General features: G+C 66.1%; 29 protein-coding genes and 1 tRNA gene. 10 read left to right on the top strand and 20 right to left on the bottom strand.

The features are described 5' to 3' along the window. Nucleotides 1-321: 321 nt before the first annotated feature. From ACZ2IA_RS21050 to coaBC, 4 genes are all read right to left on the bottom strand, one after another. Nucleotides 322-978 carry an aryl-sulfate sulfotransferase gene (locus ACZ2IA_RS21050; RefSeq protein ID WP_470294548.1) on the bottom strand — a complete coding sequence of 219 codons (657 nt, stop codon included), beginning with the start codon at nucleotides 976-978 and terminating at the stop codon, nucleotides 322-324. Nucleotides 979-1,656: 678 nt separating this feature from the next. Beyond that, complete coding sequence (locus ACZ2IA_RS21045) at nucleotides 1,657-3,288, bottom strand: APC family permease (RefSeq protein ID WP_470294547.1); 1,632 nt, start codon at nucleotides 3,286-3,288, stop codon at nucleotides 1,657-1,659. A 303-nt stretch (nucleotides 3,289-3,591) separates the two neighbouring features. Further along, nucleotides 3,592-4,044 carry a dUTP diphosphatase gene (dut, locus tag ACZ2IA_RS21040; RefSeq protein ID WP_470294546.1) on the bottom strand — a complete coding sequence of 151 codons (453 nt, stop codon included), beginning with the start codon at nucleotides 4,042-4,044 and terminating at the stop codon, nucleotides 3,592-3,594. Nucleotides 4,045-4,230: 186 nt separating this feature from the next. Continuing rightward, nucleotides 4,231-5,418 carry a bifunctional phosphopantothenoylcysteine decarboxylase/phosphopantothenate--cysteine ligase CoaBC gene (gene coaBC, locus ACZ2IA_RS21035; protein WP_470294545.1) on the bottom strand — a complete coding sequence of 396 codons (1,188 nt, stop codon included), beginning with the start codon at nucleotides 5,416-5,418 and terminating at the stop codon, nucleotides 4,231-4,233. Between the two features lie 205 nt (nucleotides 5,419-5,623). Here coaBC and radC point away from each other — a divergent pair, with 205 nt between their 5' ends. The 5 genes from radC to rbsD all read left to right on the top strand — a co-directional run bounded on the left by radC (nucleotide 5,624) and on the right by rbsD (nucleotide 8,339). Further along, nucleotides 5,624-6,298: a RadC family protein gene (gene radC / locus ACZ2IA_RS21030; protein WP_470294551.1), complete on the top strand. Its 675-nt coding sequence runs from the start codon at nucleotides 5,624-5,626 to the stop codon at nucleotides 6,296-6,298. A gap of 162 nt (nucleotides 6,299-6,460) precedes the next feature. Next, nucleotides 6,461-6,712: a hypothetical protein gene (locus ACZ2IA_RS21025; protein WP_289828354.1), complete on the top strand. Its 252-nt coding sequence runs from the start codon at nucleotides 6,461-6,463 to the stop codon at nucleotides 6,710-6,712. Between the two features lie 336 nt (nucleotides 6,713-7,048). Next, nucleotides 7,049-7,945: a ribokinase gene (gene rbsK / locus ACZ2IA_RS21020; RefSeq protein ID WP_470294544.1), complete on the top strand. Its 897-nt coding sequence runs from the start codon at nucleotides 7,049-7,051 to the stop codon at nucleotides 7,943-7,945. Further along, nucleotides 7,942-8,073: a hypothetical protein gene (locus ACZ2IA_RS21015; protein WP_470294543.1), complete on the top strand. Its 132-nt coding sequence runs from the start codon at nucleotides 7,942-7,944 to the stop codon at nucleotides 8,071-8,073. Before rbsK ends, ACZ2IA_RS21015 begins: the two co-directional genes overlap by 4 nt. After that, a complete protein-coding gene (rbsD, locus tag ACZ2IA_RS21010) occupies nucleotides 8,016-8,339 on the top strand; it encodes a D-ribose pyranase (protein ID WP_470294550.1) in 324 nt (107 codons plus the stop codon). The genes ACZ2IA_RS21015 and rbsD overlap by 58 nt, the downstream gene beginning before the upstream one ends. 39 nt (nucleotides 8,340-8,378) lie before the next feature. Here rbsD and ACZ2IA_RS21005 read toward each other — a convergent pair whose 3' ends face one another. The 4 genes from ACZ2IA_RS21005 to ACZ2IA_RS20990 form a co-directional block, all read right to left on the bottom strand. Then, nucleotides 8,379-9,578, bottom strand: a complete 1,200-nt coding sequence (locus ACZ2IA_RS21005) for an MFS transporter (RefSeq protein ID WP_470294549.1) — start codon at nucleotides 9,576-9,578, stop codon at nucleotides 8,379-8,381. After that, nucleotides 9,578-9,775, bottom strand: coding sequence for a chromate resistance protein ChrB domain-containing protein (locus tag ACZ2IA_RS21000; protein WP_470294542.1), 198 nt, complete (start codon nucleotides 9,773-9,775; stop codon nucleotides 9,578-9,580). The genes ACZ2IA_RS21005 and ACZ2IA_RS21000 overlap by 1 nt, the downstream gene beginning before the upstream one ends. Nucleotides 9,776-9,894: 119 nt before the next feature. Next, complete coding sequence (locus ACZ2IA_RS20995) at nucleotides 9,895-11,070, bottom strand: chromate transporter (protein ID WP_470294541.1); 1,176 nt, start codon at nucleotides 11,068-11,070, stop codon at nucleotides 9,895-9,897. Between the two features lie 54 nt (nucleotides 11,071-11,124). Then, complete coding sequence (locus tag ACZ2IA_RS20990; protein WP_470294540.1) at nucleotides 11,125-12,078, bottom strand: chromate resistance protein ChrB domain-containing protein; 954 nt, start codon at nucleotides 12,076-12,078, stop codon at nucleotides 11,125-11,127. A gap of 204 nt (nucleotides 12,079-12,282) precedes the next feature. Between ACZ2IA_RS20990 and ACZ2IA_RS20985 the strand changes: the two genes are divergently transcribed. Further along, on the top strand, nucleotides 12,283-12,552 hold the full coding sequence (locus ACZ2IA_RS20985) for a metal-sensing transcriptional repressor (protein ID WP_470294539.1): 270 nt from the start codon (nucleotides 12,283-12,285) through the stop codon (nucleotides 12,550-12,552). A 131-nt stretch (nucleotides 12,553-12,683) separates the two neighbouring features. Next, nucleotides 12,684-13,733 carry a DMT family transporter gene (locus ACZ2IA_RS20980; RefSeq protein ID WP_470294538.1) on the top strand — a complete coding sequence of 350 codons (1,050 nt, stop codon included), beginning with the start codon at nucleotides 12,684-12,686 and terminating at the stop codon, nucleotides 13,731-13,733. A gap of 261 nt (nucleotides 13,734-13,994) precedes the next feature. On the opposite strand, the gene ACZ2IA_RS20975 is transcribed toward ACZ2IA_RS20980, so the two are convergent. The 4 genes from ACZ2IA_RS20975 to ACZ2IA_RS20960 form a co-directional block, all read right to left on the bottom strand. Then, a complete protein-coding gene (locus tag ACZ2IA_RS20975) occupies nucleotides 13,995-14,609 on the bottom strand; it encodes a 3'-5' exonuclease (RefSeq protein ID WP_470294537.1) in 615 nt (204 codons plus the stop codon). Next, a complete protein-coding gene (locus tag ACZ2IA_RS20970; protein WP_470294536.1) occupies nucleotides 14,609-16,408 on the bottom strand; it encodes a putative nucleotidyltransferase substrate binding domain-containing protein in 1,800 nt (599 codons plus the stop codon). The genes ACZ2IA_RS20975 and ACZ2IA_RS20970 overlap by 1 nt, the downstream gene beginning before the upstream one ends. Nucleotides 16,409-16,501: 93 nt before the next feature. Beyond that, a complete protein-coding gene (locus tag ACZ2IA_RS20965) occupies nucleotides 16,502-17,857 on the bottom strand; it encodes an aspartate aminotransferase family protein (RefSeq protein WP_470294535.1) in 1,356 nt (451 codons plus the stop codon). Nucleotides 17,858-18,084: 227 nt separating this feature from the next. Beyond that, complete coding sequence (locus ACZ2IA_RS20960) at nucleotides 18,085-18,882, bottom strand: class II glutamine amidotransferase (RefSeq protein ID WP_470294534.1); 798 nt, start codon at nucleotides 18,880-18,882, stop codon at nucleotides 18,085-18,087. Nucleotides 18,883-18,956: 74 nt separating this feature from the next. Here ACZ2IA_RS20960 and ACZ2IA_RS20955 point away from each other — a divergent pair, with 74 nt between their 5' ends. Together ACZ2IA_RS20955 and hslO are read left to right on the top strand one after the other, a co-directional pair. Then, nucleotides 18,957-19,541: an Ntn hydrolase family protein gene (locus ACZ2IA_RS20955; RefSeq protein ID WP_470294533.1), complete on the top strand. Its 585-nt coding sequence runs from the start codon at nucleotides 18,957-18,959 to the stop codon at nucleotides 19,539-19,541. Beyond that, nucleotides 19,538-20,425, top strand: coding sequence for an Hsp33 family molecular chaperone HslO (gene hslO, locus ACZ2IA_RS20950; RefSeq protein WP_470294532.1), 888 nt, complete (start codon nucleotides 19,538-19,540; stop codon nucleotides 20,423-20,425). Before ACZ2IA_RS20955 ends, hslO begins: the two co-directional genes overlap by 4 nt. 89 nt (nucleotides 20,426-20,514) lie before the next feature. On the opposite strand, the gene ACZ2IA_RS20945 is transcribed toward hslO, so the two are convergent. The 6 genes from ACZ2IA_RS20945 to ACZ2IA_RS20920 form a co-directional block, all read right to left on the bottom strand. Beyond that, complete coding sequence (locus tag ACZ2IA_RS20945) at nucleotides 20,515-20,805, bottom strand: GNAT family N-acetyltransferase (RefSeq protein WP_470294531.1); 291 nt, start codon at nucleotides 20,803-20,805, stop codon at nucleotides 20,515-20,517. A gap of 136 nt (nucleotides 20,806-20,941) precedes the next feature. Then, nucleotides 20,942-21,223, bottom strand: a complete 282-nt coding sequence (locus tag ACZ2IA_RS20940) for a GNAT family N-acetyltransferase (protein ID WP_470294530.1) — start codon at nucleotides 21,221-21,223, stop codon at nucleotides 20,942-20,944. Nucleotides 21,224-21,271: 48 nt separating this feature from the next. Then, nucleotides 21,272-22,138: a pirin family protein gene (locus ACZ2IA_RS20935; protein WP_470294529.1), complete on the bottom strand. Its 867-nt coding sequence runs from the start codon at nucleotides 22,136-22,138 to the stop codon at nucleotides 21,272-21,274. Nucleotides 22,139-22,156: 18 nt separating this feature from the next. Further along, nucleotides 22,157-23,014, bottom strand: coding sequence for a pirin family protein (locus tag ACZ2IA_RS20930; protein WP_470294528.1), 858 nt, complete (start codon nucleotides 23,012-23,014; stop codon nucleotides 22,157-22,159). A gap of 47 nt (nucleotides 23,015-23,061) precedes the next feature. Then, on the bottom strand, nucleotides 23,062-23,418 hold the full coding sequence (locus tag ACZ2IA_RS20925) for a DoxX family protein (protein ID WP_470294527.1): 357 nt from the start codon (nucleotides 23,416-23,418) through the stop codon (nucleotides 23,062-23,064). Nucleotides 23,419-23,646: 228 nt separating this feature from the next. Then, entirely contained in the window at nucleotides 23,647-23,862 is a 216-nt protein-coding gene (locus tag ACZ2IA_RS20920) for a hypothetical protein (RefSeq protein WP_470294526.1), read from the bottom strand. 154 nt (nucleotides 23,863-24,016) lie between these two features. On the opposite strand from ACZ2IA_RS20920, the gene ACZ2IA_RS20915 reads away from it, so the two are divergent. Beyond that, nucleotides 24,017-24,919 (top strand): LysR family transcriptional regulator, encoded by a 903-nt coding sequence (locus tag ACZ2IA_RS20915; RefSeq protein ID WP_470294525.1) that lies wholly within the window; start codon nucleotides 24,017-24,019, stop codon nucleotides 24,917-24,919. Between the two features lie 63 nt (nucleotides 24,920-24,982). Here the strand turns inward: ACZ2IA_RS20915 and ACZ2IA_RS20910 are convergent, their stop codons facing one another. Beyond that, nucleotides 24,983-25,654: a GntR family transcriptional regulator gene (locus tag ACZ2IA_RS20910; protein ID WP_470294524.1), complete on the bottom strand. Its 672-nt coding sequence runs from the start codon at nucleotides 25,652-25,654 to the stop codon at nucleotides 24,983-24,985. Nucleotides 25,655-26,387: 733 nt separating this feature from the next. Beyond that, nucleotides 26,388-26,463 (bottom strand) — tRNA-His (locus tag ACZ2IA_RS20905). Nucleotide 26,464 lies beyond the last annotated feature (1 nt).

The following is a 26,464-nucleotide window of genomic DNA, read 5'->3' as shown; positions in this document are numbered from 1 at the left end:
CGGTGATCGCGACGATGTTCCAGACCGGCAAGGACATGAAGCACACCTACAAGGAAACCTCGCTCGCCGGTCTGGCGATCGCGGTGCACATCCCGGTGAACGTGCCGGAATGCTGAGATTGGCCTGATAGGTTGGCCGAAGCGTTCGGCCAAGCTCGAGTTGGCAAGACAAAGCCCCGCTTCGGCGGGGCTTTTTGCTGGCCGTGGTGGCACTACGAAGTGCTCAAACGAAGCCCGGGAATCTGTACAGGTTCCCGGGCTTCGTTGCAGGACGGTCAGTCTGAGAGGCTTTGGGTCAACGCCAAGACAGTGCCGTGCCCGCTCAGCGCAACCACGGAATCTCGCTGGCCGCGTAGCGGTGCGCGCGAAACACGCCGTTGGTCGCGCCGGGCAGGTAGGCGCGCGCCGCCTCGTCCGGGTACTCGGCGAAGTAGGGGATGACGTATTCCCACACCACCTCGCCGGCCGGAGTCACCTCGAACAGCCGGCCGAAGTTCGACTCGGTGATGAAGGTGTTGCCGTTGGCGAGCCGCTGCGCACCGCCCATGAACGGGCTGTAGAAGGCATAGCCCGGCGTGTCCTTGTACTGCCAGACGATGGTCTTGGTCGCCGGGGCGACCTCGATGATGCGCGAGTGCGGCATCGACTGGTGCGGCCGGAAGCTGCCATTGTCGAAGACCAGCACGTTGCCGTTGGCGAGCTCGCTCGGGCAGTGCTGCTGCGCGACGATGTCGCTGCCCAATCGCCACAGCACCGCATCGGTGTGCTGGTCGACGGCGATCACGCTGCCGACGCTCCTCAGGCTCAAGAGCACCTTGCCGTTGCTCGCCGGGGTGACCGCGTTGCACATCGGCCAGTGGTAGCGCTCGAACGCCGGGTGCAGCGGGTAGTCGGCCGGGTCGAGGTGTTCCCAGCTGCGCCATTCCCACCGGGTCTGGCCGTCGCGGTCGACCTCCTTGATCACGTCGGCGTAGATCACCCCCGTCCGGCGCCTCGCTACCGGGGATGCCGCCCTGGATCAGCGCAGCGATCTCGGCCGGCAGCGGCTCGACGGTGCTGTACAGCAGGTGGCCGTTCGGCAGCCATTGCGCGTCGTGGTGGTGATGGAGGTCGGTGTGCTCCCAGACGACCTCGCCGTCCGGGGTCACCTCGGCGAACGCGCCGCCGTGCCACACCGCCCAGCCCGGGAACAGCTCGGGCGAGTCCGGGTGCTTGCCGTTGTAGCCGAGGTTGCCGTTGGGCAGCAGCACCGCGTCGCGCCCGGGGCGGTTGGGCAGCTGCCACTGGTGGACGTCGCGGCCGTCGGCGTCGATCAGGTAGACACGGCCGCCGGCGGTCTGCGGGGCGAACAGGGTGTAGCCGCCGGCCGAGCGGGCCGGATCGGCGGCGATCAGGCCGGTACCGTGGCGGCGCAGCGTGATCGGGTCTAGCGTGGACATGCGTAACCTCCGTGACGGGATGCAGGGTCGGCCGGACGCGCGGGGCGCGGGCCGACGGAATGCTTCAAATCGAGGCAGTTTTTATACGGTGGGGCGGCGCGGCCCGTCCAATGCCGCTTGACGCCATGCATATGGCAAATCGGTCCAAGCCCGTCGAAGACTGGAAGAGGATGCAAAAACGCCCGTCGTCGGACGGGCGCTGCAGGAAGGGGGCGGGATCAGGCGTGCTGGCCGGCCAGGCGCGGCGCCGGCTCGGTGGCCGGGCCGGCCTCTTCCTCCTCGATCGGGTGCGCCTCGTCGAGGAAGTCGGTGCGCCAGCCGCTGGCGACGCCCCAGCGGAAGAAGCCCAACGCCAAGAACGCCACCAGGCCCATGTCCCAGCCGAACGGGATCGCGCCGGTGCCGCCGAACTCGCGGCTGCCGAAGTAGGACACGGCCGCCATCGCCAGCAGATAGACGACCAGCCAGCGGGTGGCGCGCCAATCGCGGGCGAAGTTCGGCCAGCCTGCCTTCGCCTGGTAGTAGGCGTAGATCGGCAGCGCCGCGGCGATCAGGATGAAGATCTGGCCGGTCAGCGGCCAGCGCGCCCAGTACAGCACCAGCGAGGCGCAGACGAAGGCGAACGCCGAGATCGCGCCGATGCCGGGGATGCGCAGCGGGCGCGGCAGCTCCGGTGCGGCGCGACGCAGCGCCATGGTGCTGACCGGGCCGGTCAGGAAGGAGATCACCGTCGCGACCGAGATCACCGCCGCCAGCGTGCCCCAGCCGCGGAAGAAGAACAGGAAGCCGAACGAGATCAGCAGGTTGAACCACATCGCCGGGCGCGGCACGTTGTAGAGCGGGTGCAGCCGGCCGAACCAGGACGGCATGGTGCCGTTCTTCTCCATCGCGTAGATCATCCGCGCGGTGGTGGCCATATAGGTGGAGCCGGTGCCACTCGGGCTGACGAAGGCGTCCAGGTACAGCACCAGGCACAGCCAGTTCAGGTTCAGCGCCAGCGCCAGCTGCGCGAACGGTGAGCTGAAGTTCAGGTGGCTCCAGCCCTGCGCCAGCGCCGCCGGCGACAGGCTGCCGACGAAAGCGACCTGCAAGAGCACGTAGATCACCGCGGCGAGCAGGATCGAGAACACCACCGCGAACGGGATGCTGCGCGCCGGGTTGCGCGCCTCGCCGGCCAGGTTGATCGGGCTCTGGAAGCCGTTGAAGCTGAACACGATGCCGCTGGTGGCCACCGCGGTCAGCACCGCCGACCAGCCGAACGGCGCGAAGCCGCCGTGTGCGGCGGCGTGGAAGTTGTCGGTGTGGAAGCCGCTATGGATCAGCGCGAACGCGGTCAGCGCCGGGATCGCCAGCTTGAACAGCGTGATCAGCGAGTTGGCCTTGGCGAATAGCTTCACGCCCCAGTAGTTGAGCAGGAAGTAGATCACCACCAGCACCGCCGCCAGCAGCAGGCCCGGCGTGGTCAGCTCGTCGTGGTAGAACAGCGCTTGCGCCCAGGCCCACGGCCAGGAGCTCATGTACTGGATCGACGCCTCGGCCTCCACCGGGATCACCGACACGATGGCGATCCAGTTGGCCCAGGCGGCGATGAAACCGACCAGCGAGCCATGCGAGTAGCGCGCATAGCGCACCATGCCGCCCGTTTCCGGGAACATCACCCCCAGTTCGACGTAGCTCAACGCGATCGCCAGGATCACCAGCATGCCGATGATCCAGGCGAAGATGGCGGCGGGGCCGGCGATCATCGCGGCTTTCCAGGCGCCGAACAGCCAGCCCGAGCCGATGATCGAGCCGAGTCCGGTCATCATCAGCGGCCAGGCGCCGATGGTGCGGTGTGTGTGATGGTTCATGGTTCTCTCCCCTGGTCTCCTGAGGCGGCCGGGATTGTGTCCCTGCCGCTTTTTGGGCCAGCGTGCACGCTAAGCCACTGAAATGACGTATAAATTCAGCGCTGCGCGCGGTGTTGTCAGAAATTCGAGGCGTTACTCTAGAGGAAAGCAGGGGGTGAGCCTTGTAACCATTTGTAAATGGTTATATTGAAATACGTTAAAGATTCTTTTAGCAAAGAAACTGGTCGATGAAACGGCCGCCGAAATGACAATGCCCCGCCGGAAGGGCGGGGCATCGGGGGGACGTGAAAAGGGGGGAGAAGCTTACTTGGTGCCGGTACTGCCGAAGCCGCCGGCGCCGCGCGCGCTGTCGCCGAACTCGTCGACCACATTGAAGCCGACCTGCACCACCGGCACGACGATCATCTGCGCGATGCGCTCAAGCGGCGGCAGCACGAAGGCTTTGTCGCCGCGGTTCCAGACCGACACGAACAGCTGGCCCTGGTAGTCGGAATCGATCAGGCCGACCAGGTTGCCGAGCACGATGCCGTGCTTGTGACCCAGGCCCGAGCGCGGCAGGATCATCGCGGCCAGCGCCGGGTCTTCGATGTGGATCGCGATGCCGGTCGGCACCAGGGTGGTCTGACCCGGTTCGATCACCAGCTCGGCGTCGACCGCGGCGCGCAGGTCGAGGCCGGCCGAGCCCGGGGTGGCGTACTCGGGCAGATTGTCCTTCAAGCGTTGGTCGAGAATCTTGACGTCTACGGTCGGTTTCATTGCTAACACAGTCCTTGCGGTAAACACGGTTCGGCCAACCCGAAGGTTGGCCGAACCATTCATAGATTAGGCACAGAGTCGCTAACAAATCCCAGCGAAGCGGTCCCGGCTAGGCTCTGCCGCGGACAGTACATGGAGTACGGCAAGGCAGAGCAACAACGCCGGGAGGGATTTTTAGCGACTCTCTTAGCGTCGCGCGGCGAGCTGGCCGGCCAGATAGCGGACGATCGCGTGTGCGACCTCGCGCTTGTCGGCGGCCGGCAGCGGGTGGGTGCCGGCGTCGTCGAGCAGCACCACGTCGTTGCTGTCGCTGCCCATCGCCTGCTGGGCCAGGTTGGCGACCAACAGCGGCACTTTCTTGCGGCGACGCTTGGCGTCGGCGAACTCGAGCAGATTCTGGCTCTCGGCGGCGAAGCCGACGCAATACGGGGCGTTCGGCAGGCTGGCGACGAAGGCGAGGATGTCGGGGTTTTCCACCAGCTCGATCACCGGCGCCTCGTGGCCTTCCTTCTTGATCTTGTGCTCGGCGCGGTTCACCACCCGGTAGTCGGCCACCGCGGCGACACCGATGAACACCGAGCAGCGACCGACCTCGGCCAGCACCGCCTCGTGCATCTCCAAGGCGGTGGTGACCGGCACGGTGCGCACGCCGACCGGCGGCGGCAGCGCGGTCGGACCGGACACCAATACCACGTCGGCGCCGGCGTCGCGGCAGGCGCGCGCCAGCGCATAGCCCATCTTGCCCGAGCTGATATTGGTGATGCCGCGCACCGGGTCGATCGGCTCGAAGGTCGGGCCGGCGGTCAGCAGCACGGTCTGGCCGGCCAGGCGTTTCTCGGTGAACACGCCGTCGAGCAGGTCGACCAGCTCTTCCGGCTCGAGCATCCGGCCGTCGCCGACCTCGCCGCAGGCCTGCTCGCCGGCGCCGGGGCCGAACACCTGCACGCCGTCGGCGAGCAGCTGCGCGACGTTGCGCTGGTTGGCCGGGTTCTGCCACATCTGCTTGTTCATCGCCGGCGCGACCACCAGCGGGCAGGTGCGCGCGGCGGCCAGCGTCGAGACCAGGTCGTCGCAGGCGCCATGCGCGATCTTGAACAGCATGTCGGCGGTGGCCGGCGCGATCAGGAACACGTCGGCGCGGCGCGATAGCTCGATATGGCCCATCGCGTTGCCGGTGCGCTCGTCCCACACGCTGGTGAATACGGCATTGCCCGACAAGGCCTGGAAGGTGACCGGAGTGACGAAGCGTTCGGCCGATTCGGTCATCACCACCTCGACCTCGTGGCCGGCCTTCTTCAACAGCCGCACCAGTTCGGCCGACTTGTACGCGGCGATGCCGCCGGTGACGCCGAGGAGAATCCGCCGCGCGGTCATGCTGGCCTTCCTGCCACGAGTGGCTGTGTGGGAACGGGGTGAAGTGTAGCGGATTCGGCGGCGTGCGGTCAGCCGTCGGCGCCGACCGGCTGTCTGAGGCCGGGGCTGCTACTAGTCGATAATGGCTGAATTTACAAATGATTACGATTTCGTCATGGCGGTCGGCCCGCCCGCGGTGCTATAGCAAGATGAAAGGGGGATGCATATGTCGATTGCCGAGTGGCCGCAAGACGAACGGCCACGTGAAAAACTGCTGGCCCGCGGTGCGGCGGCGTTGTCCGACGCCGAGCTGCTGGCCATTTTCCTGCGCACCGGCCTGCCGGGCTTGTCGGCGGTCGACATGGCGCGCGAACTGGTCGCCGACTTCGGCTCGCTCGGCGCCTTGTTTTCGGCCAACGTGCAGGACTTTTCGGCGCGGCGCGGGCTGGGGCTCGCCAAGTACGCGCAGTTCATGGCGGTGAAGGAGCTGGCGCGCCGGGTGCTGGCCGAAGAGCTGCAGACGCCCGACGCCCTGTCGAGCCCGACCGCGGTGCGCGACTACCTGCGCTGGACGATCGGGCGACGCGAGGTCGAGGTGTTCGTCGCGCTGTTTCTTACGGCACAAAACCGTGTCATCGCTGTCGAAGAAGTAGCACAGGGGTCGGTGAGTGAAACCCGGGTCTATCCCCGCGAGATTGTGCGACGCGCACTGTTGCACAACGCCGCGGCGATGATCGTGGCGCACAACCACCCAGGCGGCTGTCCGGAAGCCTCGGCAGCCGACCGTGCATTAACCGCCACGCTGAAGGCGGCGCTCGAGCTGGTCGAGGTCCGGCTATTGGACCATTTCATCGTGACAGCCGGGGCGGCCGAGTCGTTTGCCGAACGGGGTTGGTTGTAAGAGCGGCTGACAAAGTCCCGTGACTCAGCCTTGGCCAGGCGTGCCGTCGCATACCCTGCGACAACGCAGCACCAACAACCAAGGAGGTTTTGTCAGAGGCTCATCAACACGGCGCCGTTGCCGTGTGTTACCACCGTCGTTGTTACGGAGGAGGGTCGTGCCATGGACATTCTGCATTTGCTGAACCAGGCGGACTACATACAGGTGAACAACCAGTTCGTCAGCCTCGACTTTCGCTTCGATGACACCGACTTCGCCGACGACGACGACGTGGCACTGCAGGCCAGAGTCGAAGGCCAGGACCTGGTGCTGACGGTGGGCGAACTCGAAGAGGCGACCCCGCTGGCGGACGGCGGCTTCTGGCTGGAAGGCGTCGGTTACCTGCGCTTCTTGTCACGCGCCGGCCTGCACTAAACACGTGTGCGCCAGTGCGTGTCGCGCAAGGCCCAAACCGGCCGATCGGCCGGCTTGGGCCATATTTTGTCGAATGTAGCCATTTGGCTACAGTACGAGTCCTTAGCGGTCAAAGCGATCAATCAGTTAGTTTCCCGGCCCTGAAAGGGCGTTGAGTTGGTGTGGCGATTCTTGGACAATAGAATCTTAATTTAGAACATTCTAATGCTATGCCATATGCCATATGCCATATGCCATATGCGTAGGCATTCGGCAGGGTTTGCCTGTGGAAACCGCGAAAGCCGCTGCGAGTGGCGGCTGTTCGAGGTGTTCTCGGCGAGCCTGGAGGGAGGAAGCATGCCCAAGGTAGTGGTAGTTGGCAGCATCAATATGGACCTGGTCGCCCAGGCGCGCCGCTTTCCTGCGCCGGGCGAGACGCTGACCGGTGAGCGCTTCGTCACCTGCGCCGGCGGCAAGGGCGCCAATCAGGCGGTGGCGGCGAGCCGGCTCGGTGCCGAGGTGGTGATGGTCGGCGCGGTCGGCGGCGACGCGTTCGGCCGCGAACTGGTCGAGGGGCTGCACCGCGAGGGCGTGGTGACCCGTCACGTGAAGGTGGTCGACGGCGTCGCCACCGGCGTCGCGCTGATCACCGTGGCCGGCGGCGAGAATTCGATCATCGTGATTCCGGGCGCCAACCACGCGCTGACCGCCGCCGACGTCGAGGCGGCCGAGGCCGACATCGCGTCGGCCGACGTGGTGCTGACGCAACTGGAAATCCCGCTCGCCACCGTCGAGGCCGCCGCCCGCCTGGCCGAAAAGCACGGCGTGCCGCTGATCCTCAACCCGGCGCCGGCCGCGCGCCTGCCGGCCGAGCTGCTGGCGCGGGTGACGCTGTTGACCCCGAACGAACACGAGCTGGCGATCGTGCTTGGCCAGCCCGACACGCCGTTCCCGGACCTATTGGCGCGGTTGCCGGGTAAGGTGGTGATGACCCGTGGCGAGCACGGCGCCTACCACGTCGACGCCGCCGGCGCGTTCTTCCACCAGCCCGGCTGCCAGGTCGGCGCGGTTGACACCACCGGCGCCGGCGACACCTTCAACGCCGCGCTCGCGGCACACCTGCGGCAGGGCCTGAAGCCGGCGATGCAGGCCGCCGCCGCCGCCGCCGCGCTGTCGGTGACCCGCTTCGGCGCACAGGGCGGCATGCCGACCGTGGCTGAACTCGCCGCCTTCCTCGCGGAGCAAGCCGCATGAAGAAACACGGCACCCTGAACGCGCAGCTGTCGCGCGTGTTGGCCGAACTCGCCACGGCGACAGCATCGTCATCGCCGACTGCGGCCTGCCGATCCCGGACGGCGTCGAGCGCATCGACCTGGCGCTGACGCCCGGCATCCCGTCGTTTGCCGACACCCTCAAGGTGGTACTGGCCGACATGCAGGTGGAAAGCGTGGTGCTGGCCGACGAGATCCGCAGCCACAACCCGCAAGTCACCGCCTGCGCGGTGCAGCTGCAGGAAGCCGGCATCGCCGTGCGCCTGGTCAGCCACGAGCAGTTCAAGGCGCTGACTCGCCACGCCCGCGCGGTGATCCGCACCGGCGAGGCGACCCCGTACGCCAACGTGATCCTCCATTCGGGCGTGATCTTCTGATGGCGGCAGTGCGCATCGTGGTCGGGATCGGACGTTGAATCAGTCGGTCAGCTGGACCCGTCGGAATGCACGCAGCAGCGTGAGGTCATAGCCAATTTTCAGCAGGCCGCAGGCGACGAGCGGTGCGCCGGCCCAGCCCATTGCCAGCAGCGCGCCGGTCAAGGTGGGGCCCAGCGCGGAAGCCAGGCTTCTGGGTACTGCCGTAAAGCTTGCCGCGGCCGGCCGCTCGGGTGGCGTCACCACCGCCATCACATAGGCGGTGCGGGTCGGAACATCCATTTGCGACAATGCGCTGCGCGCGAGCAGCAGCACCAGGGTCAGCGCCAAAGACGGTGCGAAGGCCGCAGCGATCAGACAGAGGCTGGCCGGGATATGGGTGAACACCATCGTGTTCAGCAAACCGATTTTGCGGGCCAACGGCACGGCCGCGAGCTGGGATCCCGCTGTCAGTAGTCCGGCCCAGAAGAAAAACTGGCCGGCCGCCGCCAGCGAAAGGCCGAAGCGCTGCATCAGCCACAGCGAGAGCAACGAGTTCACGACCAGGCCGCCGGCAAAGGCGTCCACGCTGAAGAGCAACGCGAGGCGCATGACGATCCCGCGTGACGGACCGAGCGGCGCGCTGCGCGATCGGGCGTGTGTTTGGGGCTCGGGCAATCGGTGATAGAGAAACCATAGGGCGACACCGACCAGTGCATAGACGATGAACATTGCCCGCAGGGCCGCGAGCAGTGATAGACCCGCGTGTGCGGTGAGCCATCCCGGCAGCGCTGCCGCCAAGGCGCCGACCGCAGCGGACAGTGCGCCGACCAGGCTGTAGCGGGCGAATAGCGCCGTGCGAGCATCGGCGGCAGCCGACTCGGCGAGGCGCGCCTGTTCCAGCGGCAGGAACAGGCTCACATCACCTGAACTGGGATTGAGCGTCCCGACGAACGCGACGACGAGCAGCGGCCAGAGTGAAGACAGCCCTGCGAAGCCCATGCCGGTCGCGGCCATCAGGCTTGCCGCCAAGGCGAGCATGCGACGCAGCGCATAGCGACGGGCGAAGAGGCCGACCAGGATCGTCGCCAGTGCCGATCCGATCAGTGTGGCGCTGCTGACCAGCCCCACATCCAATTGGCCGAAACCGAGCGCAAGCAGGTACGCCGGCAACAGCACGGCGACAAAGCCGTCGCAGAAGCCGCGCAACCCGCGACCGATGAGCAGGGGCAACGCGCAGGCGTCGGCGCCGCGGGGCAGCATCAAGCGTGATACCGCACCGCGACGTGCGGTTGAAGCCATCGCTGGCTTAATGGAATCGCGCCGGTTTCGTGCGCCACGTGCTGCACCTCATCGTGCGGCACATAAACGAACTCAGCCTCTTTGTCGATGAAGTTAGCAATCAGCCACGGACAGGCAATACGGTCGATCTTCGGGTGCTCACGCGTGATCCATTTCATGGTGCTCTCCTTTGATCTTGGCGGCCGACAGTGTCTTTCTGACCGGCGCCTGAGTTGTCATGGCCGCGCTCGAGACCAGGACGATGCGAATCAGGGCCACGTAGCAAGATTACAGACTCTTAGTGGTGCAGCAGCGGGTACAGCGCCAGCCCAATCGCCGCGGCACCCAGCACGATCGCCGGCTCCTGCAGCTTCTTGAACTTCCACAGCAGCGTGGCCGACGCGACGGCCAACAGCGCGGTCGGGATATCGATGATCGAGCGCTGTGCGATCACGATCACCGAGCCGGCAATCGCGCCGACGGCCGCCGCCGTCACGCCGTCGACGAAGGCCAGGATGGCGGGCAACTTGCCGTATTTCTTGAAGTACGGCGCCGACAATACGGTGGCCAGGTAGCAGGGCAGGAACGTCCCCAAGGCGGCGAGGCAGGCGCCCTTGACCCCGGCGATCAGGTAGCCGATGAAGCCGACGGTGATCACGACCGGCCCCGGCGTGATCATCGCCACCGCGACCGCATCGACGAACTGTTTTTCATTCAGCCACTGGTGCTCGGTCACCACGCCGCCGTAGAGGAAGGGCACGATCGCGAGCCCGGAGCCGAACACGAAGGCGCCGGCTTTGGCGAAGAACAGCAGGATTTGGGTCAAGGTGCCCCAGTCCTGGCTGACGGCCAGCGTCACATGCGGCAGTTGCGCCGGCGCCAGCGCCGCCAGATGGCCGGCGCCGAAGCGCGGCTTGCAGCGCACCACCCAGGTGAGCAGGCCGGCAGCCAGAAACAGCCAGGCGATCTCCGACTGGGTGATCACGGTGACGGCGACCAGCGTCAGAAAGATCGCCCACTTCAGCCTGTCCTTGCCGATGCTCTTGGTGGTGAGCTTGTGCGCGCTGATCGCGATGATGCCGATCACGGCGGCACCGACGCCGTAGAACACCGCCTGCATCCACGCTAGCCCGCCATAGTTGACGTAGGCCCAGCCGAGCCCGACCACCATCAGGAACGAGGGCAGCACGAAGGCCAAGCCGGCCAGGGTGGCGCCGAGCAGCCGGTAATGGACGTAGCCCATATAGATGCCCAATTGAGCCGCCAGCGGCCCCGGGGCGAGCTGGGCCAGCGCCAGCCCTTCCTTGTAGTCGGACTCGCCGATCCAGCCGCGCCGTTCCACCAGGTCGCGGTGCATATAGCCGACCAAGGCCACCGGGCCGCCGAAGCCGATAGTGCCAAGTCGTAGCATGTACCGCGCCAGTTGCCACAGGGTGTAGCTAGGGTGCGTGCTGAGGGGGGCGGTATTGCTCATGGTGTTCAAGCGGCTCTCCCGATGCCTTGATGTTCAATCCGTGTCAGGACGGCCTCATTGCTTGGCCGAACCCTGGTAGTGGGTGTAGAGCGAATCCAGCACGCCGCTGATTTCCGCCAGCAGCTGGTCGTCGTCCGCTATCCGGCTGCGCGCGCCGGCCAGTACGGCTTCGAAACCGATGGCCTCCGGAACCACGCCACCGCCGACATCCAGCGCGTGTACCAGCGCGCCGAGCCGGGCCAGCGCGGGGTCCTGTTCCAGGCCGAAACTCGCCAGCAGCACCTCGAACGTCACCCGTTCGCCCACATGGGTGAAGCTCGCGCCGTCGAAATCGAAGCCCAGCGCTTCCACCGGGCAGGCGTGGACATCGGTCAGCCAGACGAAGCGGGCCTCGAGGTCGATGAAGCGGTGGATCAGCCAGGCCGAGGCGACCCGATCCACCCACGGCCGAGCCCGGGTGGCCCAGAGCCGTTGCCGGTAGACGGCCCGATCGAGGCGGGGGATCTCGCCCCCGACCGCCAGCGGCTCGTCCGGCGAGTAGTAGCGGGTCAGCCGCTTCTCGGCGTCGTTGCAGAGCCGGCGTGCCTGCTCGAGCGGCTCGCCGGCAAAGAAATCGATGGCGGCGATCGTTTCCAGCTCCTTGCGTAACTGGCGCAGGCTGCGCCGGGCCTCGCTCTCCGACTCCGGCAGCTGCTCCAAGAGCGCGGCCAACGTCTCGCCCCATTGCTGGTAGGCCTCGCGCCGATCGAACAGCGCCCGCCACTGTGCCTGCAACGCCGGCTCGTCTTCCACCACCTGCAGCAGGTAGGCCAGGCCGTCCGCCGCCAGCAGCTCATCGCGCAGATTGGCCAGGGCCTGCCGCAGATCGGGGCGAGCCGGCAGCAGGTAGACGCCGTCGCGTAACGCGGCGGCGCCGATCGCCTTCATCTGCCGCCACAGTCGCACGCGCAGGCTGCCGTTTTGCCCCGTCACGCTGGTGACCAGAACCAGCCAGTGGATCGGATCCATTACATCCTCCTTTGAAATGAACAGTACACCATTTGTAATGGTAGTTATATTACGTTTAGTGCAAAGCTCATTACATTTATGCGCGACAGAATGGCCTCACCAGAGGCGGCAAGCCGGGAGTTCATGACCCACTGTGACCGGCACGCTTCGTCATGGCTGGCTCTTGGCTTGAAATATCCTATCCCCCTGGATAGGATATAAGGCATGAGTACACATACCTCTCACCCCGACATCGTCAAACGACTCAAACGAGCCGAAGGTCATCTCAAGAGCATCGTCACCATGCTGGAAGAAGGCCGCGGCTGTCTGGAGATCGCCCAGCAGCTTCAGGCGGTGGAAAAAGCCGTCGCCAGCGCCAAAAAAACCCTGGTGTACGACCACATCGACCACTGCCTCGAACACGCAGTGAAAGATGGCGGCGGCAACGCGGATGACACCATTCGCGAGTTCAAAGAAATCACCAAATACCTGTAGAGATCGTTCGTCCGGTTGGACTACACCGAAGCAGGATGCCTGTCCGGCGGGAGGCAGTTGCACCGGTCAAGACCGGTTGCGCCTGCCTCTGACGCCCCCACGGTAACACTGCGTTTAATGGATTCGATGCGATGAACTGGAAAGAAGGACTGCGCCAGACCGGGGTGCCGGCGGCGCTGGGAGCGGCGCTGCTCTTCGGCGCGGGAACGCCGCTGGCCAAGTGGTTGCTGCACAGCGTGAGCCCGTGGCTGTTGGCGGGCCTGCTCTACCTCGGATCGGGAATCGGCCTGACGCTGTACCGCCGCCTGGTCCGAGCCGCCGCGGTCAACTTGCCGCGCCATGAGGCACCGTGGTTCGCGGGCGCGATTGTGGCGGGAGGAATCGTCGGCCCCGTGCTGCTGATGCTGGGGCTGACCGGGATGCCGGCATCGGGCGCATCGCTGCTGCTCAATGCCGAAGGGGTGTTCACGGCGCTATTGGCGTGGTTCGCCTTCAGGGAGAGCTTCGATCGTCGCATCGCACTGGGCATGATCGCGATTGTGGCGGGGGCGGCGATTTTGAGCTGGCCCGGCGAGGCCCGCTTCGCCGGTCTATGGCCGGCGCTGGCGGTGATCGGCGCGTGTTTCGCCTGGGGTATCGACAACAACCTGACGCGCAAGGTGTCGCTGACGGACGCGACCTGGATTGCGTCGGTCAAGGGGCTGGTGGCCGGCACGGTCAACCTGGGCCTGGCTTTGGTGCAGGGCGCTTCGTTGCCGCCGCTGCCAAACCTGGCCGGGGCGATGGTCGTTGGCTTTCTCGCCTATGGCGTGAGTCTGGCCCTGTTCGTGGTCAGTCTGCGCCACCTCGGAACGGCCCGCACCGGGGCGTATTTCTCCGTTGCGCCGTTCTTCGGCGCGGTGTTGGCCATCGCGATGGGCGAGCCGGTCACGCTGCCGCTGCTGATCGCTGGGGCACTGATGGCACTCGGGATCTGGTTGCACCTGACTGAACATCACGAACATGAGCACACGCATGCGGGGATGGAGCATGAGCACGAGCATGCCCACGATGAGCATCACCGGCATGCGCATGGCTATCCGGTCACACCGGGAACCAAGCACAGTCATCGGCACCGGCACGAAGTGCTGACGCACACGCACCCGCATTTCCCGGACTCGCATCACCGGCACGACCACTAAGGTGCGCGGAAAGGTCCAGCGCAAGCTTCCCGCCAAGCCTTTCCGGCATTCGAGCCGATGGTCCTGGTATGAACCGGCCAAAACGATGACGACAAAGAGACGCAACCCTTCATCTGGCGGCCGGTTTTCTCGCCGCGCTTCCTCAACGAGTGATGCCCGTCTTAGCAAAGAGAGGGAACCGGTCCCACGCGTCACGGCCGGGCTTGGCCGTATCGTTTTAGCTGTGCAGAAACTCGGCAAAGCCTCGCTTTGTCGGGGGCCTCAGCCGAAGCCGCGCTCCTTCAGCGCCAGGTAGATCATCCCGGCGGTGACCGCGTCGTTCAGCGCGTCGTGCTGCGGCAGCGAGGCCGGAATCTGCAGGTCGGCCAGTAGCGTCTTCAGCCGCAGGTCGACGGTGCTGCCTGGGTTGTGGTGCAGCTTGTAGTCGTAGTAGCGGCCGGACACCTCGATCTGCCGGTTGGGCAGGGCGATGCCGATCAGCGGTTTGACGATGCGGTTGAGCACCGCCACGTCGAATTCCAGGTAGTAGCCGACCAGCGCGCGGCCGCCGATGAAGTCGAGCAGCCGCTGCACCGCCTCGGCCGGCTCCAGCCCTGCGCCGACGTCGCGCGGACGCAGGCCGTGCACCTCGACGTTGTCGACGTCGGGCTGCCGGGTCGGCTTGACCAGCACATGGAACGATTCGCTGGTGAGGATATCGTTGCCGCGAATCTTCACCGCGCCGATCGACAGCAGTTCGGCGTCGCGCACCTTCAGGCTGCTGGTCTCGCAGTCGAGGCTGACCAGCTCGTCCTCCGGTTGTTCGTCAAACAGGAAGTGGTAACGCGGGTCGGTCAGCCGCCGTTCGGCCAACCTTTTTTGTAGTGTGTGCCACATCAGAAGGCTCCTAGATGATAGTGATGGCGCACCAGGCTTTTAAAGCGTTTTACCACAGCTAGTGCATCTTTTAATAGGTCGCGCTCTAAAGTGGACAGCGCGGCCAGCTTGACCGTGTTGCCGGGCGGCTGGTGCCGTTGTTGCGCTGTGAGCCCCGCCGCCAGCCGCAAGCCCATCAGGAAGGCCAGCGCTTCGGCCAGATCCGCCGCGAGCCCCGCGTCCAGCACGCGGCGGTCGGCCAGCTGGGTCAAGCGCTCGAAGCTGTTGGTCGCGGCGATGCCGTACTGCAGCGCCAATACCCGCACGCCGTGTACCACCGGGAAGATACCGGCCTTCTTCAGGTCGAGCTGGGTGCTGCTGTCGCGGCGCAGCAGCGCGTCGAACAGGCGGCCGCTGCCGTCGAACTGTTCGATCGGCCGGGCGAGGCGCGCCAGCCAGGCGTCGTCGTCGCGCACCAGAGCGGCGAGATAGCGCTGGCAGTCGACCAACAGCCCGGCGTCACCGGCGACCGCCGCGGCGTCGGCGAAGATCGCCAAGCGTAGCGGCGCCTCGGCGTCCGGCAGGTAGACCCAGTGATACAGCCGGTCGTGCCAGTCGGCGAGCCGGCCGCGCCAGTCCGGGTTGCCGACCATCACGCCACCGGCGCAGGGCGGGTAGCCGAACTCGATCAGCGCCCGGCTGAACGCCTCGGCAGGCGCCGCGAACGCTGCCGGATCGGCAGCGTCGGCGAGAATCAGCGCGTTGTCCTGATCGGTCTTCAGCAGCTGTTCGCCGCGTCCTTCCGAACCGAGCACCACCAGGCAGCTGTTGGCCACCAGCTCGGCCGGGGCGAGCAACGACCAGGTGCGGGCGATCAGCCGAGCGTTCAGCGCCTGCACCAGCCGCGCCAGCTGCGGTAGCTTCATGCCGTGGTCGGCCTGTATCGCGATCAGCCGGTCGATCGCCCGCGCCGCCTCAGTGAGCTCGGCCAGGCTGTCGGCCTGTTCGATCTGCTGCGCGATCAGGTGCGAGTGGTTGGAGAAGTAGCCGAGCAGGTCGATCTGCTCGAGTACGCCGACCGGCTCGCCGTGCTCGTAGACAACGACCCGCTGCACATTGTGCTGCGTCATCTGCAGCAGCGCGTCGAACAGGTAGGCGTCGCGGTCGACGCCGTGCAGCCGGAAGACGCTGCGTTCGGCCAGGCGGGTCGCGCCGGGCAACCCCTCGGCGTAGGCGTCGCGCAGGTCGCTGGTGGTGAAGATGCCGACCCGCTCGCCGTGGCGCACCAGCACCGACTTGAACCGCTTCTCGCGCATCCGCCGGGCGGCGTCGTACAGCGTCGCGTCGCCGGCGAGGAACTCGGCCGGGCGCACACCCGCTTCGTGGACCCGCGCCGCCAGCAACGTCTGCAGTTCGCGGCGCTCGCCCTGGCCGGCGAGCGCCGCGAACTTGGCGGCGACGCTGGCGTAGAAGTAGGCGCCGAACTCGGCGTTGCGTTCGGTCAGCGCCAGCACCGCCTGGCGCGGCAACGCGTAGAGCAGCGCTTCCTCGTGCACCACGAAGCGATGGCGGCTGCGCCCGGCGACCAGGTTGCGCGCGTCGAAGCTGTCCTGTTCGTGGTAGACCGCGACCACCTCGTCGCCGGCCATCTCGCGCACGATGCCCTTGATGACTAGGTAGAGCACATCGACCGCCTCGTCTGCCTGCAGCACCACTGCCTCGTCGGGGAAGAAGCGGATGTCGGCGCTGGCGGCGAGCGTGCTGCGTTCGGTCGGGCTGAGCCGATCGAACGGCGGCTGGGTGAGGGCGGGTAGGGACATACGGCGTGGCGCTCGCAACGGACGCGATGATTCAGCTTACGTCGCGCCCGCCGCCGGGGTAAGACTTTCCTGCGTCTGCGCCGGTCGGATGGCTCAGTCCAGCAACTCGGCGAGCGCGGCGTCCAGGGTGTCGACCAGTGTGTCGACGTCGCCGCGGCGGGTGTCCGGGCAACACAGGGTCATATTGTGGAATGGCGTGATCAGCACGCCGCGGTTGATCAGGTACAGATGCAGCGCCGCTTCGAGCTCGTGGTCCATCGTCGCCTCGGCTTCGCGCCCGGTGCGCGGCCGCTCGGCGCAGAACTGGAACTCGCCGCGCGCGCCGATCTGCGTCACGCACCACGGCAGCCGACGTTGGCCGAACAACGTGGTCAGCCGCTCGGCGAGATACGCCGCGGTGTCGTGCATCGTCGCGTAGGCGTTCGGCGTCATCACCTCTTCGAGGTTGGCGCGCATCGCCGCCAGCGTGAACAGGTTGGCCGACAGCGTGGTGTCCATGCCGGAGTGGCCGGCCGGCTTCTGCGCCAGGAACGCCTTGGCGCGCTCGGCCACCGCGCGGCTCATCCCGTACACCGCCGCCGGCAGACCGCCGGCGATCGGCTTGCCGAGCGTCATCAGGTCGGGGGCGACGCCGAGTTCGCCACTGTAGCCGCCCCAGCCGGCGCTGATGGTGTGCGTCTCATCCAAGATCAGCAGGCTGCCATAACGCTCGGTCAGCTCGCGCAGCCCCTCGATGAAGCCCTTGTCGGGCAGCATCATGCCGATATTGGTCAGCGCCGGCTCGGTCAGCACCGCGGCGACGTCGCCGCGCGACAGTGCCGCTTCGACGCCGGCCAGGTCGTTGAACTCGACCACTACGGTGTGCTCGGCGGGGTCGTACACCTGGCCGATCAGGCCCGGACGCGGCACGGTGCGGCCATGACGCAGCCGCACCAGCGTGTCGTCGGCGGTGCCGTGGTAGCCGCCGTCGAACACCAAGAGCTTGTCGCGACCGGTCAGCGCGCGCGCCCAGCGGATCACGAAGCGGTTGGCGTCGGTGGCGCTGGTGCACACCTGCCAGACCGGCAGGCCGAAGCGTTCGGCCTGCAACGTGCCGACCCGCGCCGCGTCGGGCGAGGGCAACATGGTGGTGTAGCCGTGCTCGGCGTGGTGGGCGATCGCGTTCGCCACCGGTGCCGGACTGTGGCCGAACATCGCGCCGGTGTCGCCCAGGCAGAAGTCGAGATACTCGTGGCCGTCGACGTCGCGCAGCCGGTTGCCAGCCGCGGTGCCGACAAACAGCGGAAACGGCGTGCCCCAGTCGCTCATCCAGTGCATCGGCACGCCGGACAACAGGTGCGGGCGGGCCTGGCGGGCCAGTTCGGCCGACTTCGGGTGGCTGGTGGCGAAGCGCTCGGCCTCGCGGCGGGCCAGGGCGGTGAGACGTTCGCGCGCAATCGGGGCAGTCATCGCTCTCTCCTCGGTCGATAGGGTCATCGTAGCCAGCACGGCGGGGGGGGGGGGGCCAGGCCGGTGGCGTGGCCGCAGAATCACACTATGGATCAAGCAGGGGGCGAGGACGAGGCGGGCAGTCGGGGAAGGGGGCGTGCTAGTACCGGCTCAGGGGCAAGGGCCGGGAGGCTCGGCGTCGATCCGGCCCTGTCGCATTGGCGCAGACAGGGCCGGGATGTCGGTGCTTAGTAGCTCACCTTGAAGTCCGGGTTGTTCGACAGCCGCTGCGGCGCGCCGTCGCGGAACAGCACCAGCTGGTTGGGCGCCAACGGCGTCCAGTGCTCGTTGTCGGTCAGCGGCTGGGTGGCGATCACCGCGACCCGGTCTTTCGGCGTGGTGACGGTCGAGAAGTCGACGCTGACATCGTCGTCGACCAGGTGCGCCTCGGCGAACGGCGCCTGGCGCACGATGTAGTGCAGCTGGGTCGAGCAGTGCACGTACAGCGCCTCGCCATTGCTTAACATGAAATTGAACACGCCGTACTGGCGGATCTCGGTGGCGATCGCGTTGAGGCGGTCGAACAGCGTGTCCTGGTCCGGCTGGTCGACGAACTCGCGGCGCAGCGCCTCGAGCAGCTGGCAGAAGGCGATCTCCGAATCGGTGTCGCCGACCGGCCGGTAGAACTGGCCGGGCTTCGGCGCGTAGTCGACCAGGCTGCCGTTGTGCGCGAACACCCAGTAGCGCCCCCACATCTCGCGGATGAACGGGTGGGCGTTGGCGAGGTTGACGGTGCCCTGGGTCGCCTTGCGGATGTGCGCGATGACGTTTTCCGACTTGATCGGATAGCGGCGCACCAGCTCGGCCACCGGCGACTCGACCGACGGCCGGTCGTCGTTGAACATGCGTACGCCGCGGCCCTCGAAGAAGGCGATGCCCCAGCCGTCGGCGTGGTGGTCGGTCAACCCGCCGCGGCGGTGGAAGCCCTCGAACGAGAACATGATGTCGGTCGGGGTATTGCAGTTCATGCCCAAAAGCTGGCACATCGGGGCGGCTCCAAAACTTGTAATTCGACGGCTAATCCCTATCTTAACGTTTTTGTCTCAATCGGGTGACGCGCATGACGACCATTGTGGTGGTTCGCAAGGGCAACGAGGTGGCGATCGCCGCCGACAGCCAGACGACCTTTGGCGACGATCACAAGCTGTTGGCCGGCTACGACCGCTTTCACAACAAGATCTTCCAGGTCGGCGCGAGCCACCTGGCGATCTCGGGCTCGGCCGCCCACGACCTGGTGCTGCAGACCGCGCTGAAGGGCCTGAAGAAGACCGAGTTTGCGACCCGGCAGAGCATCTTCGACACCTTCCGCAAGCTGCACCCCAAGCTGAAGGACGCCTACTACCTGCGTCCCGAGGAAGAAGAGGACGACCCCTACGAGTCTAGTCAGATGATGGTGGTGTTGGCCAACCCGCACGGTATTTTCGGCGTCTACCCGATGCGCGAGGTGTACGAGTTTTCCCGGTTCTGGGCGATCGGCTCGGGCCGCAAGTTTGCGATGGGCGCGCTGTTTGCCGCCTACGACCGCGACTTGTCGGCGCTCGAGCTCGCCGAGCTGGGGGTGAAGGCCGGTTGCGAATTCGACGTCAGCTCCAGCCTGCCGATGACGTCCTACACCCTGACGCTTACCGAGGAGCCCCAATCATGAGCCAATCGATCAACCATCCGGACACCCTGCAACGCTTCCTGTTCGACGGCTCGCCGGTGCGCGGCGCGCTGGTGCGGCTCGACGGCGCCTGGCAGCAGGTGCTGAGCCGCCGCGACTACCCGGCGCCGATCCGCGCCGCGCTCGGCGAGCTGTTGGCCGCCGGCCAGCTGCTGTCGGCCAACCTGAAGTTTGACGGCACGCTGGTGTTGCAGCTGCAGGGCAAGGGCGTGCTGAAGATGCTGGTGGTGGAGTGCAACGCCGACCGCACCGTGCGCGCCACCGCCAAGTGGGACGGCGAGGTGGCCGACGTGGGGCTGCGCGACCTGGTCGGCGAGGGCGGCATGTTCGTGATCACGCTCGACCCGAAGAACGGCAACGACCCGTGGCAGGGCATCGTCGCGCTGGAAGGCGGCAGCATCGCCGAGATGCTGTCGCACTATATGCAGCGCTCCGAACAGCTCGACACCTGGCTGATGCTGGCCGCCGACGAGCAGAGCGCCGCCGGCATGCTGCTGCAGCGCCTGCCGGACGGCTACGGCGATGCCGACGGCTGGCCGCGCGTGCAGGTGCTCGCCGACACGCTCAAGCGCGACGAGCTGCTCGGCCTCGACGCCGACGTGCTGCTGAACCGTCTCTACCACGAGGAACCGGTGCGGGTGTTCGATGCCGAGGCGGTGTCGTTCCTGTGCAACTGTTCGCGCGAACGGGTCGGCGAGATGCTGAAGCTGCTCGGCGGCGAGGAAGTCGGCGACATCGTGCTGGAGCAGGGTAGCGTCGAGATTGGCTGTGACTTCTGCAACCAGCACTATGTGTTCGACGAGGAAGACGTGCGCGAGCTGTTCGACTACGACGTGACCGACGCGGTGCGCCAGGCGCGCCACTGAGGCGTGCCAAGGTTGGCCGAACGGCCGATCCGGACAAAAAAAACCGCCGCAGCTCACTGCGGCGGTTTTTTTTGTCGCTGGCGCTCGATTCAACCGAAGCGGACGTCGGCGTAGGCCTCGCCCTTCTTCTTGAACACGCTGGCCGCGAACGGGCACAGCGGCAGGATCTTCCTCTGTGTCGCCCGGGCATGTTCGACCGCGGCGTCGACCAGCCGGTAACCGAGGCCCTGGCCGCCGTAGGCCGGGTCGACGTCGGTGTGGTCGATGATCATCCTGTCGTCGCCGAGCGGCGAGTAGCTCATCTCGGCGGCGAGCTTGCCTTGGTCGACCACCACGAAGTGGTGCTGTTCCGGCTGGTGCAGTACGGCGAGTGCGCTCATCGTGTTCCCTTCGAGCTTGTCCGGTTATTGAGCGCCGCTAACAAAACTCAGCGAAGCGGCCTTGCTGCTGCCGTAGACAGTACAAGGGGTACGGCAAGGCAGTGCAACAACGCCAAGGGAGTTTTGTTAGCGGCTCTTAGAAGACGTCGGCGTAGGCGTCGGCCTTCTTCTTGAGCACGCTGGCCACGAACGGACACAGCGGTACGATCTTCCGGCCAGAGGAGCGGGCATACGCCACCGCGGCATCGACCAGCTGGTGGCCCAGTCCCTGGCGGCCGTAGGCCGGATCGACCTCGGTGTGGTCGATGATCAGCTGGCCGTCGGACGGTGAGTAGCTCATCACCGCGACGATCCGCTGTTGGTCCCGCACCACGAAGCGGTGCTGTTCCGCTTGATGGACGACCGTCAGGGTAGTCATGCGCGTCTCCTTCTGCGCGGGCGGCAAAGGTTGCTGAACCGGCGCGTTTCAGGCGGGGAGCGGGATGAATTCGCTCTCGCCCGGCACCGGGTCGAAGCGGCCGGCCGCCCAGTCGGCCTTGGCTTCCTCGAGGCGTTCGCGGTTGCTGGCGACGAAGTTCCAGTACAGGTGGCGGCGGCCGTCGAGCGGCGCGCCGCCGAGCAGCATCAGCCGCGAGTTGGCCTGCGCGGTCAGCGTCAGCGTCTGGCCGTATTCGAACACCGCCAGCTGGCCGGCCGCGATCGGCTCGGCGTTCACCGACACCGCGCCGCTGACCAGGTACAGCCCCTGTTCCTGGTAATCGGCGTCGAGTTCCAGCGTGGCGTCCTCGTCGAGGATCGCGGTGGCGTAGAAGGTCGGCGCGTAGGTGTGTACCGGCGAGGTCAGCCCGCCCATCCGGCCGATCAGCACCCGCAGTTGCACGCCCTGTTCCTCGTAGCCGGGCAGGCTGTCGGCCGGGTAGTGCTGGAAGCTCGGCTCGACGTTTTCATACACCACCGGCAGCGCCAGCCAGGTCTGGATGCCTTGCACCACCGTCTCGTTGGCGCGGATGTCGGGCGGAATCCGCTCCGAGTGGACGATGCCGCGTCCGGCGGTCATCAGGTTGACCGCTCCCGGCTCGATGCGCTGCACGGTGCCGAGGCTGTCACGGTGCACCAACGCACCGGAGAACAGATAGGTGACGGTCGCCAGGCCGATGTGCGGGTGCGGTCGCACGTCGCCTTCGGTGCTGTTCGGCTCGAAGTCGGCCGGCCCCATGTGGTCGAAGAACACGAAGGGGCCGATGCAGCGTGTTTCCATCACCGGCAGCAGCCGGCGCACCGGGAAGCCGATGTCGTGGATCTTGGGGGCGATCAACTGGCGGATCACGGTCATGGTTCTCTCCTGTCTCTGTCAAAAGCGGCCGTTGCGGAAGTCGTCGATCGCCTGTTCGACCTCGGCGCGGCTGTTCATCACGAACGGCCCCCATTGCACGATCGGCTCGTTCAGCGGCCGGCCGGCGACCAGCAGCAGCCGGGCGCCGTCGGCGCTCTGAAGCGTCACGCCGTCGGCGTCGGGCTGGTTGGCGAGCACCGCCATCTGTTGCTGGTGGACCCGCTGACCGCGCTCGCCGAGCAGGGCCTCGCCCTGGTAGACATAGACGAAGGCGTTGTGCCCGGCCGGGATCGCCAGCTGTTCACGGCCGCCGGCCGGCAGCGTCAGGTCGAGATAGAGCGGCTCGGTATCCGGCCGGTGCACCGCGCCGGCGTGGCCGCCGCTGTCGCCGGCGATCAGCTTGATCGGGTTGCCGGCGGCGCTGTCGTAGCGCGGAATCTCGGCGTCCGGAATATCACGATAGCTCGGTTCGGCCAACTTGGTGCGCGAGGGCAGGTTCACCCACAGTTGGAAACCATGCATTAGGCCGTCTTCCTGCTCCGGCAGTTCCGAGTGGACGATGCCGCGCCCGGCGGTCATCCACTGCACGCCGCCGGCGGTCAACAGCCCTTCGTTGCCGGCGTTGTCGCGGTGGCGCATCCGCCCGTCGAGCATATAGGTGACGGTTTCGAAGCCGCGGTGCGGGTGGTCCGGGAAGCCAGCGAGGTAGTCGTCCGGATCGTCCGAGCGGAATTCGTCGAGCATCAGGAACGGGTCGAGGCGGCGTTGCAGGTCGGCGGTCAATACCCGCGACAGCTTGACCCCGGCGCCGTCCGATACCGGGGTGCCGGTCACCAGGCGTTCCACCTCGCGGCTCTTGAAGTCAGTGCGTTTCATGGTTGGTCCTTATCTGGCCGGGTGGGCCGAAGCGGGTTGTATCGGGTTCAGCGCTGCGATTCGGACTGGCGTGCCAACAGCAGCAGGCCGCCCGCCATCGCGAGGTTTTTGGTCAGGTTGATTAGCTGGGGATGGTCGGCGATGTTGTGGTGGAAGATCAGCGCGGTCACGATCGAGAAGCCGGCCAACAGCAGTGCCACCCAGCGGGTCAGGAGGCCCGACGCCAGCAACAGGCCGCCGCCGATTTCCAGCAGGATGGTCAAGGGCAGCAGGAAGCCCGGCACGCCCATCGCGGCCATATAGCCCTGGGTGCCGGTGTAGCCGGCGCCGAGTTTGCCGACGCCGGCGATAATAAATACCTGGGCCAGCAGCAGGCGGGAGGCGATCGTGATCAGTTTGTCCATGTCGGAAGCTCCGTGTCGATCCGGCCGCCACCATGGCATCCGGGTGTGAAGCCATTATTGACGCTGGATTACCGATATAAAAGCGCAAAAAATACCGCTTAATGATCTGATAATCGGATAGGTTGATGTTAGGAGAGGGAGGTCGACTCCGATGCGGTTCGGCCAAAACAAAACGGGCTGTCCAGAGGACGGCCCGTTCGGAGTGACGCCGGCAGCGGGTTGCGTAGCTCAGTGGTTCCGGTAGTTGTCGGGGTTGGCCGCGATCACTTTGCCGGCGTAGGCGTCGGCGGCCTGGCGCTCGGCAGCGCTCTTCGTCGCAGCGGCGGGTTGGGTTTGTGTTTGGCGGCCATTCAGCGCCTGGATGCGCTCGGCGCCTTGGTCGGCATAGGCGAGGGCGGTGGCAAAAGTCAGCAGCGAGACAGCAATCAGGATAGCGGTTTTCATGGTGATTTCCTTCAGTCGGTTGCGGTAAGCCGCAGCGCGCGGGTCGGCAGGTTTTGTCGGCCTGTTGTATCGCACTACGATGCACTGACTATACGACTTGAAAATGCGATGAAAAAAGCGCAAATTTTGGGTCAAAGTAATCGGGTTTTTAGATATGAACGAGATTTTCCCCCGCACTTCGCTGGAACAGTGGCGGGTGCTGATGGCGATCGTCGAACACGGCGGCTACGCGCAGGCCGCCGAAGCGCTGCATCGCAGCCAGTCGTCGATCAGCTACGCGGTGGCGCGGCTGCAGGAGTCGCTCGGCGTGGCCTTGCTGGAGCCGGAAGGGCGGCGGATGAAGCTGACCCCGGTCGGCGAGGCGCTGCTGCGCGACGCCCGGCCGCTGATCGACGCCGCCTTGCGGCTGGAGGGGCGCGCCCGGGCGCTCGACCAGGGCTGGGAGCCGGAGGTGACGCTGGCGATCGACGCGCTGTTTCCGACCAGGCTGCTGTTGAAGGCGTTGAGCGAGTTCGCCGGCTCCTGCTCGCAGACCCGGGTGCAGGTGCACGAGGTGGTGATGTCCGGCGCCGACGAGGCGCTGTACGCCGGCAAGGTCGAGCTGGCGGTGGTGCGGCGGGTGCCGCAGGGCTTCATCGGCGACTGGCTGATGGACGTCGAGCTGGTGGCGGTGGCAGCACCGGACCACCCGCTGTTCGCGCTGGAGCGCGAGCTGACGCTGTCCGACCTGGCGATGCACAACCAGGTGGTGCTGCGCGACTCGGGCGCGCGCAATCCGCGCGACGACGGCTGGCTCGGCGCCGAGCGGCGCTGGACGCTGGGCAACCCGAACACGGCGATCGAGGTGGTCGAGGCCGGGCTCGGCTTTGCGTGGCTGCCGGTCGACCGGATCGAAACCCGCTTGGCCGAAGGCCGCTTGCAGCGGCTGCCGCTCAAGTGCGGCCAGTCGCGCAAGGGCGGCCTGTCGATGGTGTACGCCGACCTGGAACACACCGGTCCGGCGGTGAAGGCGCTGGCGAACAGCCTGCGCGCGGTGGTGCCGGGCGCGCCGGCCTGAATGGAAAAGGCCGCCCGGCGGGGAGCCGGACGGCCGATCAACAGCAGCGGAGGGGGGAGCGGTTCATCGCTGCTGGCCGAGCAGGTATTCTTCGAGCGCCTTGCCGGCTGACAGGATGTGGAAGCGGATGAATTCGGCCGCTTCCTTGACCTTGCCCTGCTTACACATCTCGAGCATCGCGGTGTGCTCGGCGTGCGCCCTCTCCTTGGTGTGGGTGAACAGGATCTGCATGCGGGTGTAGCGGTCGGTCTTGTTGTGCAGCTGTTCGATCAGCGCCAGCGTGTTCGGTCGGCCGGCCGCACGGTACAGCGCCAGATGGAAGCGCGAATTCAGCTCGCCCCAGTGGCGGATGTCGTCGGTATTCAGCGCGGTTTCGAACTCGGCCAGCGTCGCCGCCGCGGCATCGTGGTCGGCCGAGGTCTGCTGCGGTATCGCCGCGGCCAGCAGCGAGCTCTCCAGCATCGCGCGGATTTCCAGCAATTCCAGCACGTCATCCAGCGACAGCTTCATCACCACCGCGCCCTTGTGATCGATGATCTGGATCAGCCCTTCGGCTTCGAGCTGACGCAGCGCCTCGCGCACCGGGACGCGGCTGACGCCGTATTCGTTGGAAAGTGCTTCCTGGCGCAGTTGCTGGCCATCGGTGAATTCGCCGGACAGGATGCGTTGGCGGAGCGATTCGGTCACCGCACTGGTGAGCGTCTGCCGCTTGATCGGCTGCAAGGTCGTGGTCATGGGGAGTCTCAGGCTATCGGATACATGCTAATGTATTCGATCCTATACGAACTGTTGCTTGTCCGACAAGTAGCAATCTGAAATTTCTTTAGATTAAATAGTCACTTCGGTGTAAGTGAATTGCGCATAAGGCCGGTTTGCTGTGGATTAATGGCGCTTCGGACATTGTCGCCGGTAGGAGTGCCAGACGGTATACGGTCGCCTGGATATCAAAATGGCTAATGATCAAGTAGAAACATTAACTTCACTGATCAGATCGCCCCATCATATGCTTTCCATGTTTACATCTTTGCGACAAGACTTTATCAGAATGCGCCTAGGTAGCTCCAGCCCAGCGATGCGAGCGGTGGTGATTCGGGTGGGACGAGGCGGGATATAGGTCCCGTTGTGGCGATAAGGAGAAACTGGCAGCATTCGAGGCGTTGTTCGTGACGATTGCGTCGGCATCGATGAAGGCGGGTCGACAAAGCCACCGTCACCACCATTGAGCAGTCGCGCGGCGGCGAGTTGTGCTGACCGTCGGACCCCGTCGCTGACCGTGTCGGCACGCTGGACGGCGGGGTTGCTTGCGATGAGTCCTGGTCGATGAGATCGGGTGATCCTGGGCCGAGCGCGGGGCGGCGGCGGTCGAACCGGTTTGATCGCGGAGGGGGGAGGAGCGCTGGCCGGGTGGGATGGCGCCGTGCCCAGGCATGAAAAAAGCCCTTGCTGAGCAAGGGCTTTTTTCTTTTACTGGGGTGGATGATGGGACTCGAACCCACGACAACTGGAATCACAATCCAGGACTCTACCAACTGAGCTACATCCACC

This window comes from Crenobacter sp. CS_VA4 (genome assembly GCF_055597485.1).
The sequence above is the reverse complement of the archived record's forward strand: the minus strand, read 5'-3'. Positions and strand labels throughout refer to the sequence as shown.

What these genes read in the sequence shown, in the direction of transcription:
- ACZ2IA_RS21005 (WP_470294549.1), bottom strand. Translation starts at nt 9,578, where the DNA reads ATGCTGCCCCGCGGCGCCGACGCCTGCGCGTTGCCCCTGCTCATCGGT.
- ACZ2IA_RS20925 (WP_470294527.1), bottom strand. Translation starts at nt 23,418, where the DNA reads ATGGACAAACTGATCACGATCGCCTCCCGCCTGCTGCTGGCCCAGGTA.
- ACZ2IA_RS20910 (WP_470294524.1), bottom strand. Translation starts at nt 25,654, where the DNA reads ATGACCACGACCTTGCAGCCGATCAAGCGGCAGACGCTCACCAGTGCG.
- rbsK (WP_470294544.1), top strand. Translation starts at nt 7,049, where the DNA reads ATGCCCAAGGTAGTGGTAGTTGGCAGCATCAATATGGACCTGGTCGCC.
- ACZ2IA_RS20940 (WP_470294530.1), bottom strand. Translation starts at nt 21,223, where the DNA reads ATGACTACCCTGACGGTCGTCCATCAAGCGGAACAGCACCGCTTCGTG.
- hslO (WP_470294532.1), top strand. Translation starts at nt 19,538, where the DNA reads ATGAGCCAATCGATCAACCATCCGGACACCCTGCAACGCTTCCTGTTC.
- ACZ2IA_RS20965 (WP_470294535.1), bottom strand. Translation starts at nt 17,857, where the DNA reads ATGACTGCCCCGATTGCGCGCGAACGTCTCACCGCCCTGGCCCGCCGC.
- ACZ2IA_RS20920 (WP_470294526.1), bottom strand. Translation starts at nt 23,862, where the DNA reads ATGAAAACCGCTATCCTGATTGCTGTCTCGCTGCTGACTTTTGCCACC.
- ACZ2IA_RS20945 (WP_470294531.1), bottom strand. Translation starts at nt 20,805, where the DNA reads ATGAGCGCACTCGCCGTACTGCACCAGCCGGAACAGCACCACTTCGTG.
- ACZ2IA_RS21025 (WP_289828354.1), top strand. Translation starts at nt 6,461, where the DNA reads ATGGACATTCTGCATTTGCTGAACCAGGCGGACTACATACAGGTGAAC.
- ACZ2IA_RS20985 (WP_470294539.1), top strand. Translation starts at nt 12,283, where the DNA reads ATGAGTACACATACCTCTCACCCCGACATCGTCAAACGACTCAAACGA.
- dut (WP_470294546.1), bottom strand. Translation starts at nt 4,044, where the DNA reads ATGAAACCGACCGTAGACGTCAAGATTCTCGACCAACGCTTGAAGGAC.
- ACZ2IA_RS20980 (WP_470294538.1), top strand. Translation starts at nt 12,684, where the DNA reads ATGAACTGGAAAGAAGGACTGCGCCAGACCGGGGTGCCGGCGGCGCTG.
- ACZ2IA_RS20995 (WP_470294541.1), bottom strand. Translation starts at nt 11,070, where the DNA reads ATGAGCAATACCGCCCCCCTCAGCACGCACCCTAGCTACACCCTGTGG.
- ACZ2IA_RS21045 (WP_470294547.1), bottom strand. Translation starts at nt 3,288, where the DNA reads ATGAACCATCACACACACCGCACCATCGGCGCCTGGCCGCTGATGATG.
- ACZ2IA_RS21015 (WP_470294543.1), top strand. Translation starts at nt 7,942, where the DNA reads ATGAAGAAACACGGCACCCTGAACGCGCAGCTGTCGCGCGTGTTGGCC.
- ACZ2IA_RS20935 (WP_470294529.1), bottom strand. Translation starts at nt 22,138, where the DNA reads ATGACCGTGATCCGCCAGTTGATCGCCCCCAAGATCCACGACATCGGC.
- ACZ2IA_RS20930 (WP_470294528.1), bottom strand. Translation starts at nt 23,014, where the DNA reads ATGAAACGCACTGACTTCAAGAGCCGCGAGGTGGAACGCCTGGTGACC.
- ACZ2IA_RS20990 (WP_470294540.1), bottom strand. Translation starts at nt 12,078, where the DNA reads ATGGATCCGATCCACTGGCTGGTTCTGGTCACCAGCGTGACGGGGCAA.
- radC (WP_470294551.1), top strand. Translation starts at nt 5,624, where the DNA reads ATGTCGATTGCCGAGTGGCCGCAAGACGAACGGCCACGTGAAAAACTG.
- ACZ2IA_RS20960 (WP_470294534.1), bottom strand. Translation starts at nt 18,882, where the DNA reads ATGTGCCAGCTTTTGGGCATGAACTGCAATACCCCGACCGACATCATG.
- ACZ2IA_RS20970 (WP_470294536.1), bottom strand. Translation starts at nt 16,408, where the DNA reads ATGTCCCTACCCGCCCTCACCCAGCCGCCGTTCGATCGGCTCAGCCCG.
- ACZ2IA_RS20915 (WP_470294525.1), top strand. Translation starts at nt 24,017, where the DNA reads ATGAACGAGATTTTCCCCCGCACTTCGCTGGAACAGTGGCGGGTGCTG.
- ACZ2IA_RS20975 (WP_470294537.1), bottom strand. Translation starts at nt 14,609, where the DNA reads ATGTGGCACACACTACAAAAAAGGTTGGCCGAACGGCGGCTGACCGAC.
- ACZ2IA_RS21000 (WP_470294542.1), bottom strand. Translation starts at nt 9,775, where the DNA reads ATGAAATGGATCACGCGTGAGCACCCGAAGATCGACCGTATTGCCTGT.
- ACZ2IA_RS20955 (WP_470294533.1), top strand. Translation starts at nt 18,957, where the DNA reads ATGACGACCATTGTGGTGGTTCGCAAGGGCAACGAGGTGGCGATCGCC.
- coaBC (WP_470294545.1), bottom strand. Translation starts at nt 5,418, where the DNA reads ATGACCGCGCGGCGGATTCTCCTCGGCGTCACCGGCGGCATCGCCGCG.